Source organism: Agromyces sp. NPDC058064 (assembly GCF_042885275.1).
GTDB lineage: Bacteria > Actinomycetota > Actinomycetes > Actinomycetales > Microbacteriaceae > Agromyces.
Window position 1 is genome coordinate 134,448 of sequence record NZ_JBHVSE010000006.1, and the last position, 16,444, is coordinate 150,891.

Here is a 16,444-nt window from a genome sequence, read left to right on the forward strand (position 1 = left end):
CCGGGTCTGCGCCACGCCGCGCCCCACCGATCACCCGACCGGGCGGGACACATTGCGCGCGGTCCCCGTCCCGCCACAGCGTTTGCGGCGGAACTGGCACAGCTCGCTCGGGATGCCGTCCCCGACGGACGGCGAGGGCCCCGCTGTCGATGCGTCGGCGGCGCTCACTCGGTGAGCTCGGCCGCCTTCGCGAGGAGCGCGTCGCGCTCGCGTTCGTTGCCCGTGAGGCGGGCGGCGGTCTCGAGTTCGGCGCGCGCCTCCTCGTTGCGACCGAGCCGCGCGAGCAGCTCGCCGCGCACCGCGGGCAGCGGGGGATACCCGCGCAGGCGCCCACCGGCGGCGAGCTCGTCGACGAGCCGAAGCGCCGACGCGGGCCCGGTCGCCATCGCCACGGCGACCGCGCGGTTGAGGTCGACCACGGGCGACGGGGCGATGCGGCCGAGCGCCTCGTAGAGCACGACGATCTGCGCCCAGTCGGTGTCCTCCGCCGTGGGGGCGACCGCGTGGCATCCGGCGATGGCGGCCTGCAGGCCGTAGGCGGCCCGGCCGCGTCCGATGCGGTCGGCGCGCTCGAGCGCGGCCTGACCGCGCGCGATCTGGGCGCGGTCCCAGCGCGAGCGGTCCTGCCGGTCGAGCGGGATCGCGGTGCCGTCGCGGGCGGTGCGCGCCGGGAACCGGGCGGCGGTGAACTCCATCAGCGCCACGAGCGACTGCGCCTCGGGCTCACGGGGCATCAGGCCCGCCACCATGCGGGCGAGGCGCAGGGCCTCGGCCGAGACGTCCGCCCGCACCCACTCGGCACCCGAGGCGGGCAGGTAGCCCTCGTTGAAGATCAGGTAGAGCACGTGCAGCACCGAGGCGAGGCGCTCGGGGTACTCGTTCGGCTCGGGCACCGCGAAGGGCACGTTCGCAGCGGCGAGGGTCTTCTTCGCACGCACGATGCGCTGCTGGATGGTCGCGGTCGGCACGAGGAACGCGCGTGCGATCTCCTCGCTCGAGAGACCGCCGACGATTCGCAGGGTGAGCGCGATCTGCGCCTCGCGCGAGAGCACCGGGTGGCACGAGACGAAGACGAGCCGCAGCACGTCGTCGTCGATCGTGTCGGGGTCCCAGAAGGTGTCGGACGCCTCGCCGCCCCGCTGCTCGAGGTCGTGCGCCATCGCGGCGTAGCGCTCGTCGAGCCGCTCGCGGCGGCGCCAGCCGTCGATCGCGCGTCGTTTCGCGACCGCGGTCAGCCAGGCGCCGGGGTTGCGCGGTACGCCCTCGTCCGGCCACTGCTTCAGGGCTTCGAGGAGGGCCTCCTGCGCGAGGTCCTCGGCCTGGCCGACGTCGCCGGTGAAGCGGGCGAGCGTCGCGACGATGCGCGCCGACTCGATGCGCCACACCGCGGCGACGGCGCGCCGGGCACGGTCGGCGTCGGCGTTCGCCGCACCGGCCGTGCCCGAGGCATCCGTCTCGCTCATCGCGCGGTCACGCCCCCGTCGTGCCGAGCCGGCCCTCGGCCTCCTCGCGCCAGCCGGCCTCCTTCTGGATCCACTCGTTGTCCTGGGGGAAGTCCTCGAGCTCGGTCACGCGACGCACCTCGAGCTTCGAGCCCGGGCCGAGCGGGCAGCGCTTGGCCCACTCCGCGGCCTCCTCGGGGCTCGAGGCCTGGATGATCCAGAATCCGTTGAACAGCTCCTTCGTCTCGCCGTAGGGGCCGTCGGTCACGACGGGAGGCGTCGCGTCGAAGTCGACGACGAAGCCCTCCTTCGCATCGGTCAGGCCCTCGCCGGCGAGCAGCACGCCGGCCTTGATGAGCGACTCGTTGTAGGCGCCCATCGCGGCGATGACCTCGTTGAAGTCGAGCTGCTCGTAGGCCTCGACGGCGGCATCGTTCGATCGCATGATCAGCATGTACTTCACGGTGTTCTCCTCGTTCGGGATTCGTGTTCGGGCCGGGCCGAAGTGCCCGCCTCACTCATGCGTCGAACGGGCGACGCCGAGATCGACACCTCGGCAGAACTTTCTTTTTTCATGTTGGCAGGCGGAGACGACCGCGTCATCCGCCCGCGCGGTCGGCTTGCGACGGATACCCCACCGGGGTATAGTTCCAATCCGAACCGACGGAAGGACGCACCATGACCCTCGAGAACCCCATCGCCGTAGTGCCCGCCGGCGCCACCGAACTCGCGCTCGCCGATTCGAGCGGTGCGGATGCCTCGTGCTCGTGCTGCGCGATCCCCGACGCGTCGGCGTCGACGTCGGGAGACGCCGCGGCGTCCGCCGAGCAGGCCGGGCTCGTGAGCGCCGACTACGCCGTCGCCGGCATGACCTGCGGCAGCTGCGTGCGTCACGTGAGCGCCGAGCTCGGCGCGATCGAGGGCGTCGACTCGGTCGACGTCGCGCTCGTCGCCGGAGGGGTGTCGACCGTCACGGTGCGCAGCAGCTCGCCGCTCGCCGATGCGACCGTCGCCGCCGCCGTCGAGGAGGCCGGCTACGAGGTGGTCGCGGGCTGAGTCCCGGCGCGACGACGGGCGGGCCCGGGATCGATCGGGCGCGGGCACTGCTCGAACGGTGACCGAAGGGCTACGGTCGAGGTGGGGGACGCGGTGCGACGTCGGCCGTTCGCCCGGCCCCCGCCGAGACCGACCGTGTTCGGAGGGCCCATGGAACGCACCGAGTCCGACCTCGACCGCCTCCTTGCCGCCGCGGAGGCCTCGTGAGCGGGGGTCGGGCGCCGCAGATGGAGGGCGCCGTCGCGCGCTCGCCGTTCCCGCCGATCGCCTCGTTCGCATTCCTCTCCGACTGCCACACCGGTGCCCTCGTGGCCCCCGACGGCGCGGTCGCCTGGCTCTGCCCGCCGAGATTCGACGCGCCGAGCGTCTTCGCCATGATCCTCGACCGGCAGGCCGGGTACTTCCGGTTCGGACCGTTCGACGTCAACGCCCCGTCCGCCCGGAGCTACGTGCCGGGCACCAACGTGCTGGTCACGACGTGGAAGACGCCGACGGGCTGGGCCGAGGTGCACGACGCCCTCACGATCCTCCCGCGGTCCGAGCCCGACACGACCACTCCGCACACCCGAGCGCCCGCCGACGACGACGCCGGGCACTGCCTCGTGCGCACCGTGACCTGTCTCGACGGCCATGTCGAACTCGAGCTCATCTGCGAGCCGGTGTTCGACTACGGCCGGGCCGAGGCCGACTGGGAGTCGACCGACGTGCACAGCGCCACGGCGCGCGGGGCGGACGCCGCGCTGCGACTGCGTTCGGACCTCCCGCTCGGGATCCAGGGCGGGCACGTGCGCGCGCGGCACACGCTGCGCGCCGGTGAGCGCGCCTTCTGCTCGCTCTCATGGGCCGACGACCTCGCCGGGCCCTCGACCGTCGAGGAGGCGACGGCGGAGCTCGACACGACGGTCGCCTACTGGCGCGACTGGCTCGCCGACGCGACGATCCCCGACCACCCGTGGCGCGAGGCCCTCGAGCGCTCGGCGCTCACCATCAAGGGGCTGACTTACATGCCGACGGGCGCGACCGTCGCCGCCCTCACGACCTCCCTGCCCGAGACGCCGGGCGGGGAGCGCAACTGGGACTACCGCTACAACTGGATCCGCGACTCCTCGTTCACGGTGCAGGCGCTGCACTACCTCGACCTCGACTGGGAGGCCGACGAGTTCGTCGAGTTCCTCTCGGGGCTGGAGGCGAACGCCGACGGCTCCCTGCAGATCATGTACGGCATCGACGGGCGCCGCGACCTCACCGAGACGACGCTCGACCACCTGACCGGCCACCGCGGCGCCCGCCCGGTGCGCATCGGCAACGGCGCGTTCGCCCAGCGCCAGAACGACCTCTACGGGGCGGTGCTCGACGCGATCCTCATGCACGCCCGGCGCAGCCAGCGGGTGCCGCGCACGCTCTGGCCCGTCATCCGCTCGCAGGCCGAGTGCGCGACGGCCGCCTGGCGCGAGCCCGACCAGGGCATCTGGGAGGCGCGCGGCGAACCGAGCCACTACGTATCGTCGAAGATCATGTGCTGGGTCGCGCTCGACCGGGCGTCGAAGCTCGCCCAGCTGGTCGGCGCCGACAACGAGGCGGTGCGGTGGCGGGCCGTCGCCGACGAGATCGCCGCCGACATCCTCGACCGGGGCGTGAGCGAGCGGGGCGTGCTGCGTCAGCACTACGGCACCGACGCGCTGGATGCCTCGGCCCTCCTCGCGGCGATCTACGGGTTCCTGCCGCCCGACGACGAACGGTTGCGGGCCACGGTGCTCGCGATCGCCGACGAACTCACCGCCGACGGGTTCGTGCTCAGGTACCGCACGGAGGAGACCGACGACGGGCTGTCGGGGCGCGAGGGCACGTTCCTGATCTGCTCGTTCTGGCTCGTCTCGGCGCTGACGATCATCGGCGAGGGAGGGCGGGCGCACGCCCTGATGGAGAAGCTGCTGCGCATCGTCTCGCCGCTGGGCCTGCTCGCCGAGGAGTTCGACACGGACACGGGGCAGCACCTCGGCAACTTCCCGCAGGCGTTCTCGCACCTCGCGCTCATCGAGGCGGCCCGTCGCATCATCATGATCGAGCGGCTGCTCGAGTTCGTGTGAGGGTCGACGGCGACGCGAACGGGGAGTGCGGCCGACGCCGCACTCCCCGTTCGTGCACCTCCGCGCGGGTCAGCGCGTGCGCTCGAGCACCGCGCGGGTGGAGGCCTCGGGGCGCAGGTCGAGGCGGCGCAGCAGCTGCGCGTTCGCCGCGACGATGATCGTCGAGAGGCTCATCAGGATGGCGCCGACCGACATCGGCAGCACGAACCCGATCGGTGCGAGGATGCCCGCCGCGAGCGGCACCGAGACGAGGTTGTAGCCGGCGGCCCACCAGAGGTTCTGGCTCATCTTGCGGTAGCTCGCCCGCGACAGCTCGATCACCGAGAGCACCGAGCGCGGGTCGCTCGAGGCGAGGATGACCCCGGCCGAGGCGATGGCGACGTCGGTGCCCGCGCCGATCGCGATGCCGACGTCGGCCTGTGCGAGCGCCGGGGCGTCGTTCACGCCGTCGCCCACCATTGCGACGCTCAGGCCCTCGCGCTGCAGCTCCTGCACCTTGGCGGCCTTGTCCTCGGGGCGCACGCCCGCGTAGACCCGGTCGATGCCGAGCTCGGCGGCGACCGTGCGGGCCACCGGCTCCGCGTCGCCCGTGATCATCACGACCTGCACGCCGAGCGCGTGCAGGGCCTCGACGGCCTCGTGCGACTCGGGCCGGACCTCGTCGGCCAGGGCGATCGCCCCCGCGACGGTGCCGTCGATGACGACGTGCAGCACGGTCGCGCCGGCTTCGGCCCAGGGGACGGATGCCTCGAGCGCAGCGAGGTGCTCACGGGCGAGCAGCCCGGGGCCGCCGACCTGTACGATGCGGTCGCCGACCTTCGCGCGGACGCCGATGGCGGCCGAAGCTTCGAACTCGGTCGCGCCGTAGACGGCGAGGCCGCGACGGAACGCCTCGGTGACGATGGCCTTCGCGAGGGGGTGCTCACTGTCCATCTCGGCGGAGGCCGCGTCGACGAGCACCGCGTCGAGCTCGAACCCGGGGGCCGACGCCGCATGGGTAACGGCCGGCTCGCCCTTCGTGAGGGTGCCCGTCTTGTCGAACAGTACCGCGCCGACGGTGCGCATCGTCTCGAGCGCGAGCCGATCGGTCACGAGCACGCCGCCCTTCGCCGCCCGCTCGGTCGCGATCGAGACGACGAGCGGGATGGCGAGGCCGAGGGCGTGCGGGCACGCGATCACGAGCACCGTGATCGTGCGGACGACGGCGTCGTCGGGGCTGCCGAGCAGGGTCCACGCGACGGCGGTGATGACGGCGGCACCGAGGGCGAACCAGAAGAGCCAGCCGGCCGCGCGGTCGGCGAGGCGCTGGGCGCGCGAGCTCGAGGCCTGCGCCTGCGCGACGAGGCGCTGGATGCCGGCGAGCGCCGTGTCGTCGCCGACGGCGCCGACACGCACCCGGATGGCGGTGTCGGTCGCGACGGTGCCGGCGACGACGTGGTCGCCGGGGCCGCGGCTCACGGCGACCGACTCGCCCGTGATCATCGACTCGTCCATCGCCGCGGTGCCGTCGACGACCTCGCCGTCGGCCGGCACGCGCCCGCCGGGGCGCACGATCACGAGGTCGCCCACCGCGAGCTCGGCGGGGGAGACCGTCTCGGTCACGGGGGTGCCGTCGGCGCCGTCGACCACGCGCTCGGCCTCGTCGGGGAGCAGCGCCGCGAGGGCGTCGAGGGCGCTCGAGGCCTGCATGATCGAGCGCATCTCGATCCAGTGGCCGAGCAGCATGATCACGATGAGGAGCGCGAGCTCCCACCAGAAGTCGAGGTGATGGCTCACGAGGCCGAACGTCGCGGCGAGGCTCGCGAAGTACGCGACCGTGATCGCGAGGCCGATGAGCAGCATCATGCCCGGCTTGCGGGCCTTGAGCTCCGACCAGGCCCCCGTGAGGAACGGCCTGCCGCCCCAGAAGTACAGGACCGTGCCGAGGATCGGCGAGATCCACGGGATGATCGCGTTGTCGGGCAGCGTGTAGCCGAGGATCGACGCGAACATCGGGCTGAACGCGATCGTCGGGATCGCGATGACGAGCATGATCCAGAACAGGCGGCGGAACTGGCCGACGTGGTCGCCGTGAACGCCGTGGCCCACGTGACCGCCGCCGTGGCCGGCGTGCATGTCGTGCGCGTCGTGCCCCGCGTGCATGTCGGTCGAGTGGCCTTCGTGGCCGGGGTGGCCGGTCATGTCGTGGCCCGTGTGCGGATCGTGGCCGGTGTGGGGCGCCGTCGCCGTCTGCGCTCGGGCGGTCGTCGTGCCGCCGCTGTGCGCGTCGTCGTCGCCGTGCTCCGCGTGCCCGGTGTGCGGGCCGTGCTCGTGCCCGGAGTGGGTGCCGTGCTCGTGCCCGGTGTGCTCGGGCCGGTGCCCTGCGTGCGTCTCGTCCTTGCCGGTGCTCATCGCGCCTCCTGCGTCTCTCGCCTCAGGTTAATACCCCGTGGGGGTATCTGCAAGGGGGAACTCGGGCTCCTCCCACGCTATTCCCGAATGCGCCCTCCGCGCTCGGCGAACAGCACTCCCGCGCTCGATCGGCGTCTGCTGGGATGGCGTGATGGACATCCTCATCCTCGGTGGAACGCAATGGCTCGGACGAGAACTCGCCCGTGAGGCGGTGCGCCGCGGGCACGACGTGACCTGCCTCGCGCGGGGCGAAGGGGGCGAGGTCGCCCCCGGTGCGCGGCTCGTCGTCGGCGACCGCTCGCGACCCGACGCCTACGACGCGCTCGGCGACGCCGAGTGGGATGCGGTGATCGACGTCACCCGCCAGCCCGGCTTCGCCCGCGGCGCGGCCGACGCGCTCGCGCCGCGCGCCCGCCACTGGACCTTCATCTCCTCGGGCAACGTCTACGCCCGGCACGACGAGCCCGGCGCCGACGAGTCGGCCGAGCTGCTGCCGCCGCTCGAGTCCGGCGAGTCGACGCCCGAGACGTACGGCGAGGCGAAGTCTGCGATCGAGTCGGCGTACGGCGAGGCGGTCGGCGGGCGGCTGCTCGTGATCCGGCCCGGCCTCATCGGCGGGCCCGGCGACGCCTCGGGCCGCAGCGGGTACTGGGTCGCCCGCGCGGCGCGCGACGACGAGCCGATGCTGGTGCCCGCGATCGGCGGGTCGGCGGCACAGTTCATCGACGTGCGCGACCTCGTCGGCTGGACGCTCGACTCGATCGAGCGCGGGCTCACGGGCCGGTTCAACGCGGTCGGCGACCGCTCGACGTTCGGGGCGTTCCTCGACGCCTCGCAGGCCGTCGGCGGGTACCGCGGCGAGGTCGCGGTCGCGACGCCCGACTGGCTCTCGGCGCAGGGCGTCGCCGAGTGGTCGGGCGACGAGTCGCTGCCGCTCTGGATCATCGACGCGGACTGGCAGGCGTTCCAGGACCGCTCGAACGCCGCCGCGCGGGCCGAGGGGCTCGAACTCCGCCCGGTCGACGAGACGCTCGCCGACCTCCTCCTGTGGGAGCGCGAGCAGGGGCTCGATCGGGCGCGCCGCGCCGGGCTCAGCGCCGCGCGCGAGCGCGAACTCGTGGCGGCGCTGCGCGCAGCGGGCGCGGGGCGGCCCGAGGAGTGACGGCTTCAGCAGGATGAGCGGCTCGGCACCGTCGCATGCAGGCGTGCCGGCCCGCTCATCCTGCGCACGGCGACCGGATGCCCCGCGCCCGCGCCGCCGTTCGACCTGACGCGGGCGCGCGGTCTGGGATCGCAGACGTCAGCGCCGGTCGAGGGGTGGGCGGCTGCGCCGGCGACTCGTAGCGTGGGGGCATGGCCGATGTCGCACTCTCGAACGATCCGCTCTGGCCCCGGGCGGGTGACTGGCCTGCGCCCGACTCGCTCGGCCCAGAGGCATCCGCCCGCCTGGCGCTGCTCGGCGTGCCCGCGTGGCGCACCTCGCTCTCGCCGACGAACGCGCACGCCACGCCTGCGGCCGTACGGCAGGCGCTGCGGCGGTACAGCCCGGCGCTCGTGCCCGACCGCGCCGGTCGTGCCGAGGCGATCGACCTCGGCGAGCACCTCGTGGTCGACGCCGGCGACGTCGTCGAGCCCGACGGCCCCGAGGGCGAGGCGCGCACGCGCGCGGCGGTCGCCGGACTGCTCGGGCGCGCCGACGCCGTCATGGCGCTCGGCGGCGACAACTCGGTCACCGTGGCCACGGCGCTCGGCGCCTTCGGCGAGCGGCTCGCCACCGCCGGGCTCGTCACGATCGACGCGCACTACGACCTGCGCGACGGCGTCTCGAACGGGTCGCCGGTGCGGCGCCTCGTCGAAGCCGGACTCGACCCGCACCGCGTCGTGCAGATCGGCATCGCCGACTTCGCGAACTCCGCCGAGTACGCGCGTCGTGCCGCCGAGCTCGGCATCACGGTGATCCACCGCGACGAGCTGCACGGGCGCCGCCCCGCCGAGGTCATGGCCGAGGCGCTCGAGATCGCGGGAGCGGCGGGCGGCCCGGTGCACCTCGACATCGACGTCGACGCGTGCGACCGCGCGGTGGTGCCCGGATGCCCCGCCTCGATGCCCGGCGGCCTCGCCGCGTGGGAGCTGCGCGCGCTCGTGCGGGCCGCGGGCTCCGACGCCCGCGTCGTGAGCGCCGACCTCACCGAGGTCGACGCGACCGCCGACACGCCCGACGGCCGCACGGTGCGCTTGACGGCGCTCTGCGTGCTCGAGTTCCTCGCGGGGGTCGCCGCGCGCTGAGCCGCCGCCGGCCTGGTCGGCGCGCATCGTCCGGCAGTCGTGCGTCGCCCGGCCGTAGCGCGGCGCGCCGAGGAGTGACAGGCTGAGCGTGTAGTCGACCGCCGCGCCGGCGGCGGTTCCCGCGAAGGGGGTCGCGATGTCGTTCATCACCAGGGGGTTCACCGGTCGCGGTCGAGAGCGCGACGACCGGCTTCCGCCGGGGCAGACGCTCGTCCACGACTTCCCCGTGCTGTCGGCCGGGCCGACGCCGCGGGTCGACACCGCCGACTGGGAGTTCACGATCCAGACCGAGCACGGCGGCCGGCGATGGAGCTGGGACGAGTTCATGCAGCTCGAGATCGAGGACGTCACGACCGACATCCACTGCGTCACGCACTGGTCGAAGCTCGGTACGAGCTGGCGCGGCGTCTCGCTCGACACCCTGTTCGACGAGGTCGTGACCGAGTACGACTACGTGATGGCGCACAGCTACGGCGGCTACACGACGAACGTGCCGCTCGAGGAGCTGCTCGACGGCAAGGCCTGGGTGGCCTTCGAGTTCGACGGCGAGCCGCTGGACCCCGAGCACGGCGGGCCCGCCCGGCTGCTCGTGCCGCACCTGTACTTCTGGAAGAGCGCGAAATGGGTGCGCGGGCTCGAGCTCATGCCCGCCGACGACCCCGGGTTCTGGGAGCAGAACGGCTACCACCTCCACGGCGACCCGTGGAAGGAGGAGCGCTACTGGTGAGCGGGGTGCAGCAGCTCCAGACGACGCGCACCGGGTGGCACGTCGCCGAGGTCGCCGAGACGCGGCGCGAGACGCCGACCGCCGCGCGCATCTCGCTCGACGTCGCCGGCTGGCCGGGCAACCTCCCGGGGCAGCACCTCGACGTGCGGCTCACCGCGCCCGACGGGTACACGGCGACGCGCTCGTACTCGATCGCCTCCTCCGGCGACGGGGAGCGCGTCGTGCTCGCGGTCGATCGGCTCCCCGACGGCGAGGTCTCCCCGTTCCTCGTCGACGAGGTGCGCCCGGGCGACCGGCTCGAGGTGCACGGTCCGCTCGGCGCGTTCTTCGTGTGGCGCCCGCCCGTCGCCGGCGCGGTCGGCCGGCCGGTGCAGCTCATCGCCGGCGGCTCCGGGGTCGTGCCGCTCGTCGCGATGGCCCGGGCGCATGCCGACGCGGGCGATCCCACGCCGTTCAAGCTGCTGTACTCGGTGCGCACGCCCGATGACGTGTTCTTCGCCGCCGAGCTCGAGGCGGCGCGGCGCGGGCCCGCGCGGCTCGAAGTCGATCTCGTCTACACGCGGCGCGCCCCGGCCGACAGCACGTCGACCGTGGGCCGCATCACGCGCGACCGCCTCGCGACCGCCGTGATCGATGCCGGGGCCGCCCCGATCGTCTACGTGTGCGGATCGACCGGTTTCGTCGAGCGCGTCGCCGGGTGGCTGATCGAGCTGGGCCACCGTCAGACGGCCATCCGCACCGAGCGCTACGGAGGAACCTGATGCAGCACTTCGACGGCAACCTGCTCGCGGGACCGCTCGCGGAGGTGTTCGCCTTCGACCCGACGACGGCGCGAGCGCGGTGCAACGGCTGCGGCGCCGTCGCCGAGCTCGCGACCGCGCTCGTCTACCGCAGCGGCGCCGGGAGCGTGGCCCGGTGCCGCGGCTGCGGCGCGGTGCTCCTCACGCTCGTCGAGGGCGAGGGGCGCACGTTCGTGAACTTCACCGGCACCGGTGCGATCGAGATCGCGAAGACAGGGAGGGACGACGCATGAAGACGCTCTACCTCGTGCGGCACGCGAAGTCGGACTGGGGCGACCCGATGCTCGACGACCACGAGCGCCCGCTGAACGACCGCGGCCTGCGCGACGCACCGGCCATGGGCCACCGGCTCGCCGAGCGCGGGGTGGCGCCCGACCGCATCGTGACGAGCACCGCCGTGCGCGCACGCAGCACGGCGCGCCTGCTCGCCCGCGTGCTCGGCATCGGCGACGATCACGTCGTCGAGCTCGACGAGCTCTACGCGGCGTCGGGCCGGGGCATCCTGAACGTGGCGGCCGATCTCGACGACGAGCTCGGCGTGGCCATGCTGGTCGGCCACAATCCCGGCATGAGCGACGCCGTCGGCGAGCTCACGGGCGAGTGGGTCGAGCTGCCGACGTGCGCCGTCGTCGAGTGCCGGGTCGACGTCGACTCGTGGGCCGAGCTCGTCGAGGGCACCGGCGAGCTCCTCGCCGTCGACACCCCCAAGCACTGAGCCGGGTCGCACCCGCCCGGGGTCGACCGCCCGGCGGCCGCGGTGCGGTCAGGCGATCGGGATGCCGCCGGCGACGACGCGACGGACGAGCGGGACGCCGGGGCGGTAGGCGAGGTGCAGGTAGCTCGGCGCATCGAGCTCGACGAGGTCGGCGCGCAGCCCCGGCCGGATCGCGCCCACGTCGTCGCGACGCAGCGCCAGCGCCCCGCCCGCGGTCGAGGCCCACACCGCTTCGGCGGGGGTCATGCCCATGTCGCGCACCGCGACGGCGATGCAGAACGGCATCGAGCTCGTGAAGCTCGAACCCGGGTTGCAGTCGCTCGCGAGCGCGACGGTCACGCCCGCGTCGATCAGCCGGCGCGCGTCGGGGTAGGGCTGGCGGGTCGAGAACTCGACGCCGGGCAGCAGCGTCGCGACCGTGTCGGACGAGGCGAGCGCCGAGACGTCCGCGTCGCTCAGGAAGGTGCAGTGGTCGACCGACGCCGCCCCGAGCTCGACGGCGAGGCGCACGCCCTCGCCCTCGCCGAGCTGGTTGCCGTGCACGCGCACGCCGAGACCGGCGGCGGCGCCCGCCTCGAGCACCCGGCGCGACTGCTCGGCGGTGAACGCCCCGCGCTCGCAGAAGGCGTCGACCCAGCGCGAGTGCGGCGCGCAGGCGGCGAGCATCTCGCCGATCACCACGTCGACGTAGGCGTCGGCCGCTGCGGCCTGGTCGCCGTCGAAGCGCGGATCCTCCCGGAACTCGAACGGCACGACGTGCGCGCCGAGGAAGGTGACCTCCTCCGTCACCTCCCGGGCGAGGCGCACGAGCCGCTCCTCGTCGGCGACGCTCAGGCCGTAGCCCGACTTGATCTCGAAGGTCGTCGTGCCCTGCGCGTGCAGTTCGGCGACGAAGCCCGCGAGGCGCTCCCGCAGCTCGTCGTCGGTCGCGGCGCGCGTCGCCGCGACGGTCGACCGGATGCCGCCAGCCTCGTAGCGGTTGCCGGCCATGCGCGCGGCGAACTCCTCGGCGCGGTCGCCGCCGAACACGAGGTGGGTGTGGCTGTCGACGAACCCCGGGATGACGGCGCGGCCGCCGGCGTCGAGCACCTCGACGCCGGCCTCGGCGGTCTGCGCGTGCGCCTCGGCCGCAGGGCCGACCCACGTCACCAGGCCGTCGGCGACGAGCACCGCCGCGTCGCGGACGATGCCGAGGGGGCCGCCCTCGCGGCCGGGCTGCTCGTCGTTGGTGACGAGCTCGCCGATGTTGGTGAAGAGGGTGGCCCGAGGCATCCGTGTCGCCTTTCGATCGTCGGAGTGGGAGGAACCGCTCAGCGGTCGAGCATCGGCACGTCGACGCCGCGCTCTCGCGCCACCTCGACGGCCCGCTCGTAGCCCGCGTCGACGTGGCGGATCACGCCCATGCCCGGGTCGTTCGTGAGCAGCGCCGTGAGCTTCGCCGCGGCGAGCTCGGTGCCGTCGGCGACCGAGACCTGGCCCGCGTGGATCGAGCGGCCGATGCCGACGCCGCCGCCGTGGTGGATCGACACCCAGGTCGCCCCCGACGACGCGGCCGTGAGCGCGTTGAGCAGCGGCCAGTCGGCGATCGCGTCGGAGCCGTCCTTCATGGCCTCGGTCTCGCGGTAGGGGCTGGCGACGCTGCCCGAGTCGAGGTGGTCGCGGCCGATGACGATCGGCGCCTTGAGCTTGCCCTCGGCGACGAGCCGGTTGAACAGCAGGCCGGCCTGGTGGCGCTCGCCGTAGCCGAGCCAGCAGATGCGTGCGGGCAGGCCCTCGAACTCGACGCGCTCGGCCGCGGCGTCGAGCCACTTGTGCAGGTGCTGCTTCTCGGGGAAGAGCTCCTTGATGGCCTCGTCGGTGACGCGGATGTCGTCGGGGTCGCCGGAGAGCGCGACCCAGCGGAACGGCCCGAGGCCCTCGCAGAAGAGCGGGCGGATGTAGGCCGGCACGAAGCCGGGGAACTCGAAGGCGCGGTCGTAGCCGCCCTTGCGGGCCTCGTCGCGGATCGAGTTGCCGTAGTCGAAGACCTCGGCGCCCTCGTCCTGGAACTCGACCATGGCCTGCACGTGGTGCGCCATCGAGGTCTGCGCCTTGCGCGTGAAGCCCTCGGGGTCGTCGGCTGCGGCCTGCTTCCGGTCGGCGACGGAGATGCCCTCGGGAAGGTAGGCGAGCGGGTCGTGCGCGCTCGTCTGGTCGGTGACGACGTCGACCGTCAGCTCGCCGGCGCGGTGACGGCGCAGGAGCTCGGGGAACACCTCGGCGGCGTTGCCCACGACGCCGACCGACCAGCCGCGGCGCTCGGCCTTCGCCTTGAGCACCTTCGCGATCGCGGCGTCGAGGTCGGTCTCGACCTCGTCGAGGTAGCGCTTGCCGACGCGGCGGCGGAGCCGGGTCTCGTCGACGTCGACGATGAGGCAGGCGCCGTCGTTCAGGGTGACGGCCAGCGGCTGCGCGCCGCCCATGCCGCCGCAGCCGCCGGTGAGGGTGAGGGTTCCGGCGAGCGGGCCCTCGCCCTCGTGCCGGGCCTCGGCGCCGCCGAGCGCACTGCCGCGACCCTCGGCGATGAGCTTGCGGCCGACCGCGGCGAAGGTCTCGTACGTCCCCTGCAGGATGCCCTGCGAGCCGATGTAGATCCACGACCCGGCCGTCATCTGGCCGTACATCATCAGGCCCTCGGCCTCGAGCTTGCGGAACTCGGGCCACGTCGCCCAGTCGCCGACGAGGTTCGAGTTGGCGATGAGCACGCGCGGCGCCCACACGTTGGTGCGGAAGACGCCGACGGGCTTGCCCGACTGCACGAGCAGGGTCTCGTCGGGCTCGAGGCGCTTGAGCGTCTCGGTGATGGCGTCGAAGGACTCCCAGTTGCGAGCGGCCTTGCCGGTGCCGCCGTAGACGACGAGGTCCTCGGGGTGCTCGGCGACCTCGGGGTCGAGGTTGTTCATGAGCATGCGCAGCGGCGCCTCGGTCTGCCAGCTCTTCGCGGAGAGCTCGGTGCCGCGAGGGGCGCGGACGGTGCGCGGGCCGGCGGCGGCGCGCGTCTCGGTCGTGGGTGCGTCGGTCATGTCTCGATGGTCGCGCACGGGCGAGGCCGCGACAACGGATGCCACGTGGTGTGCGTCCGGGATCCCAGAACCGGTGCGGCTGCGAACGCGAACAGCCCGCGAACCGGTCGGCTCGCGGGCTGTTCGATGATTCGGGTTGCGACGGGACGTCGCCCGGCGGCTACGCGCCCGGGACGGCGGTGCCCGGCTCGACGAGGCCCGAGCGGGTGCTGTTCTCGCCGACCTTGCCGCGGATGAAGATCAGCAGCACGAGGCCCGTGAGGATGACCACGGGGTTGCCGAGTCCGGCGAGGGCGGCGATCCCGCCCTCGGCCGGATACTGCGTCTGCAGGAAGGTCGACGGGTCGGTCGTCGCGTGCAGCAGGATCGGCCAGATCAGATTGCCGGTCACGCGCAGCGCGAGGTACATGCAGATGCCGAACGCGAAGGTGTAGACGAGCTGGAAGAGCGTGGCGAACAGGGACTGGCCGCTCAACAGGTTGCCCGAGTGCAGCGCCGCGAAGAGTGCTGCCGAGACGACCGCGACGGTGATCTCGCGGTAGCCGCCCTTGCGCATCAGGTTCACCACGAAGCCGCGCGTCAGCACCTCTTCGGCGAAGCCGATGAACAGGCCGGCCACGAGCCACGCGACGACCATCGCGGCCCCGGCCTCGGCGTAGTCGACCGACGCGAAGTGCAGCAGGTTGAAGAGCAGCACGACCGCGACCGCGATCCACATCCAGCCGCGCCCGCGGATCGGCTGCGGGCCGAACAGCTCGCGCAGCCAGCCGAGCGACCACGCGAGGACGACGAGCACGAGGCTGCCGAACGCGATCGGGATGACGTAGAAGAGCCAGACCTGCACGGCCGGGTCGGTCGTGTTCGGGAAGAGCGGCGCGAAGAGGAGGGGGACGCCCTGGTAGATCGCGAAGTAGGCGACGACGACGAGCAGCGAACGCCACCAGCCGCCCTTCTGCCAGAAGCGTCGCCAGGCGGATTCCGTCGTCGGGCGGGTCGAGCCGTCGGCGCCCTGGGAGTCGCCCGTGCTCGCGGTCATGCGACGACCGCCGTTGCGCGCGGGGCGTCGAGGCGCTCGTTCGAACCGCGGATGACGAACGCGACGACGATGAGACCGAGTACTCCCGCGATCTGGTTCACGATGCCGCCGAACACGGCGAACGGGCCGGGGGTGCCGTGCGTGACCGCGAACGTCGAGAAGTCCCACAGGCCGTGCAGCACCATCGCCCAGATGAGGCTGCCGGTCGTACGGCGCAGGATGTAGAAGACCGTTCCACCCATGAAGGCCAGGCCGACCTGCTGGAGCGTGGTGAGCAGGTCCTGTCCGCTGAACGCGTTGGTGAGGTGCATGAGGGCGAACAGTGCCGACGTGAGGAACCAGACCCAGCCCTCGCCGAGTCGGCTGCGGAGGCCGACGAGGAGCAGGCCGCGAGTCGTCATCTCCTCGGTGAAGCCGACGAGCAGCAGCACGATCGACGCGGCCAGGAAGCCCACGTCGTACGAGCCCCAGTCGGTGCTTGCGAGGTTGATCAGCATCGCGACCGCCATGAGCGCGGGAACGAAGATCGGCCACCGGGCGCTGTGCCGGCGGTCGAACAGGGCCGGGCGCCACCACCCGAGGAGACTCGCCGTGATCGCGAGCAGGATCGTGCCGATGATGAGCGAGACGCCCGCACCGAAGAAGAGGGTGCCGGCATCGTCACCGAAGTGGGTGTACGGAATCCCGCTCCACGTCTGGACGGCGAAGACGACGATGACGTAGCCGAGCCAGATCGCCAGCCCGATCCAGACCCGTGGTCGGACGCGGAGCGCGGTGGCGGTTTCGGTGGTGGTGTCGGTCACGGCAGCCTCTCAGGACGGGGAACCGGCACCCCGCAGGCG

At 73.1% G+C, this 16,444-nt stretch carries 15 protein-coding genes; 8 read left to right on the top strand and 7 right to left on the bottom strand.

Translation table 11 applies throughout. The annotated features are described in order from the left end of the window. Window positions 1-164 precede the first annotated feature (164 nt). On the bottom strand, window positions 165-1,463 hold the full coding sequence (locus tag ACFVSL_RS17610; protein ID WP_386942284.1) for an RNA polymerase sigma factor: 1,299 nt from the start codon (window positions 1,461-1,463) through the stop codon (window positions 165-167). 7 nt (window positions 1,464-1,470) lie between these two features. Further along, window positions 1,471-1,905 carry a YciI family protein gene (locus ACFVSL_RS17615; RefSeq protein WP_386942285.1) on the bottom strand — a complete coding sequence of 145 codons (435 nt, stop codon included), beginning with the start codon at window positions 1,903-1,905 and terminating at the stop codon, window positions 1,471-1,473. Window positions 1,906-2,120: 215 nt separating this feature from the next. On the opposite strand from ACFVSL_RS17615, the gene ACFVSL_RS17620 reads away from it, so the two are divergent. Then, entirely contained in the window at window positions 2,121-2,498 is a 378-nt protein-coding gene (locus tag ACFVSL_RS17620; RefSeq protein ID WP_386942286.1) for a heavy-metal-associated domain-containing protein, read from the top strand. 203 nt (window positions 2,499-2,701) lie between these two features. After that, complete coding sequence (locus ACFVSL_RS17625; RefSeq protein WP_386942287.1) at window positions 2,702-4,585, top strand: glycoside hydrolase family 15 protein; 1,884 nt, start codon at window positions 2,702-2,704, stop codon at window positions 4,583-4,585. 69 nt (window positions 4,586-4,654) lie between these two features. Here ACFVSL_RS17625 and ACFVSL_RS17630 read toward each other — a convergent pair whose 3' ends face one another. Continuing rightward, window positions 4,655-6,976, bottom strand: coding sequence for a copper-translocating P-type ATPase (locus ACFVSL_RS17630; protein WP_386942288.1), 2,322 nt, complete (start codon window positions 6,974-6,976; stop codon window positions 4,655-4,657). Window positions 6,977-7,127: 151 nt separating this feature from the next. Between ACFVSL_RS17630 and ACFVSL_RS17635 the strand changes: the two genes are divergently transcribed. From ACFVSL_RS17635 to ACFVSL_RS17660, 6 genes are all read left to right on the top strand, one after another. Beyond that, on the top strand, window positions 7,128-8,138 hold the full coding sequence (locus ACFVSL_RS17635; protein WP_386942289.1) for an NAD-dependent epimerase/dehydratase family protein: 1,011 nt from the start codon (window positions 7,128-7,130) through the stop codon (window positions 8,136-8,138). Window positions 8,139-8,329: 191 nt separating this feature from the next. Next, entirely contained in the window at window positions 8,330-9,262 is a 933-nt protein-coding gene (locus ACFVSL_RS17640) for an arginase family protein (RefSeq protein WP_386942290.1), read from the top strand. A gap of 136 nt (window positions 9,263-9,398) precedes the next feature. Next, window positions 9,399-9,989 (top strand): molybdopterin-dependent oxidoreductase, encoded by a 591-nt coding sequence (locus tag ACFVSL_RS17645; protein WP_386942291.1) that lies wholly within the window; start codon window positions 9,399-9,401, stop codon window positions 9,987-9,989. Continuing rightward, window positions 9,986-10,750, top strand: a complete 765-nt coding sequence (locus ACFVSL_RS17650; protein WP_386942292.1) for a ferredoxin reductase — start codon at window positions 9,986-9,988, stop codon at window positions 10,748-10,750. The genes ACFVSL_RS17645 and ACFVSL_RS17650 overlap by 4 nt, the downstream gene beginning before the upstream one ends. Next, on the top strand, window positions 10,750-11,022 hold the full coding sequence (locus tag ACFVSL_RS17655) for a DUF6510 family protein (protein WP_386942293.1): 273 nt from the start codon (window positions 10,750-10,752) through the stop codon (window positions 11,020-11,022). The genes ACFVSL_RS17650 and ACFVSL_RS17655 overlap by 1 nt, the downstream gene beginning before the upstream one ends. Next, window positions 11,019-11,504, top strand: a complete 486-nt coding sequence (locus ACFVSL_RS17660) for a SixA phosphatase family protein (RefSeq protein WP_386942294.1) — start codon at window positions 11,019-11,021, stop codon at window positions 11,502-11,504. The genes ACFVSL_RS17655 and ACFVSL_RS17660 overlap by 4 nt, the downstream gene beginning before the upstream one ends. A 48-nt stretch (window positions 11,505-11,552) precedes the next feature. Here ACFVSL_RS17660 and hutI read toward each other — a convergent pair whose 3' ends face one another. The 4 genes from hutI to ACFVSL_RS17680 all read right to left on the bottom strand — a co-directional run bounded on the left by hutI (window position 11,553) and on the right by ACFVSL_RS17680 (window position 16,405). Continuing rightward, entirely contained in the window at window positions 11,553-12,776 is a 1,224-nt protein-coding gene (hutI, locus tag ACFVSL_RS17665) for an imidazolonepropionase (RefSeq protein WP_386942295.1), read from the bottom strand. 38 nt (window positions 12,777-12,814) lie between these two features. Continuing rightward, window positions 12,815-14,566 (bottom strand): urocanate hydratase, encoded by a 1,752-nt coding sequence (gene hutU / locus ACFVSL_RS17670; RefSeq protein WP_386942296.1) that lies wholly within the window; start codon window positions 14,564-14,566, stop codon window positions 12,815-12,817. 160 nt (window positions 14,567-14,726) lie between these two features. Further along, the gene (locus ACFVSL_RS17675) at window positions 14,727-15,602 is read right to left on the bottom strand and encodes a type II CAAX prenyl endopeptidase Rce1 family protein (protein ID WP_386942297.1); all 876 of its coding nucleotides are present in this window, start codon (window positions 15,600-15,602) and stop codon (window positions 14,727-14,729) included. Beyond that, window positions 15,599-16,405: a CPBP family intramembrane glutamic endopeptidase gene (locus tag ACFVSL_RS17680; RefSeq protein ID WP_386942298.1), complete on the bottom strand. Its 807-nt coding sequence runs from the start codon at window positions 16,403-16,405 to the stop codon at window positions 15,599-15,601. The genes ACFVSL_RS17675 and ACFVSL_RS17680 overlap by 4 nt, the downstream gene beginning before the upstream one ends. Between the last annotated feature and the right edge of the window lie 39 nt (window positions 16,406-16,444).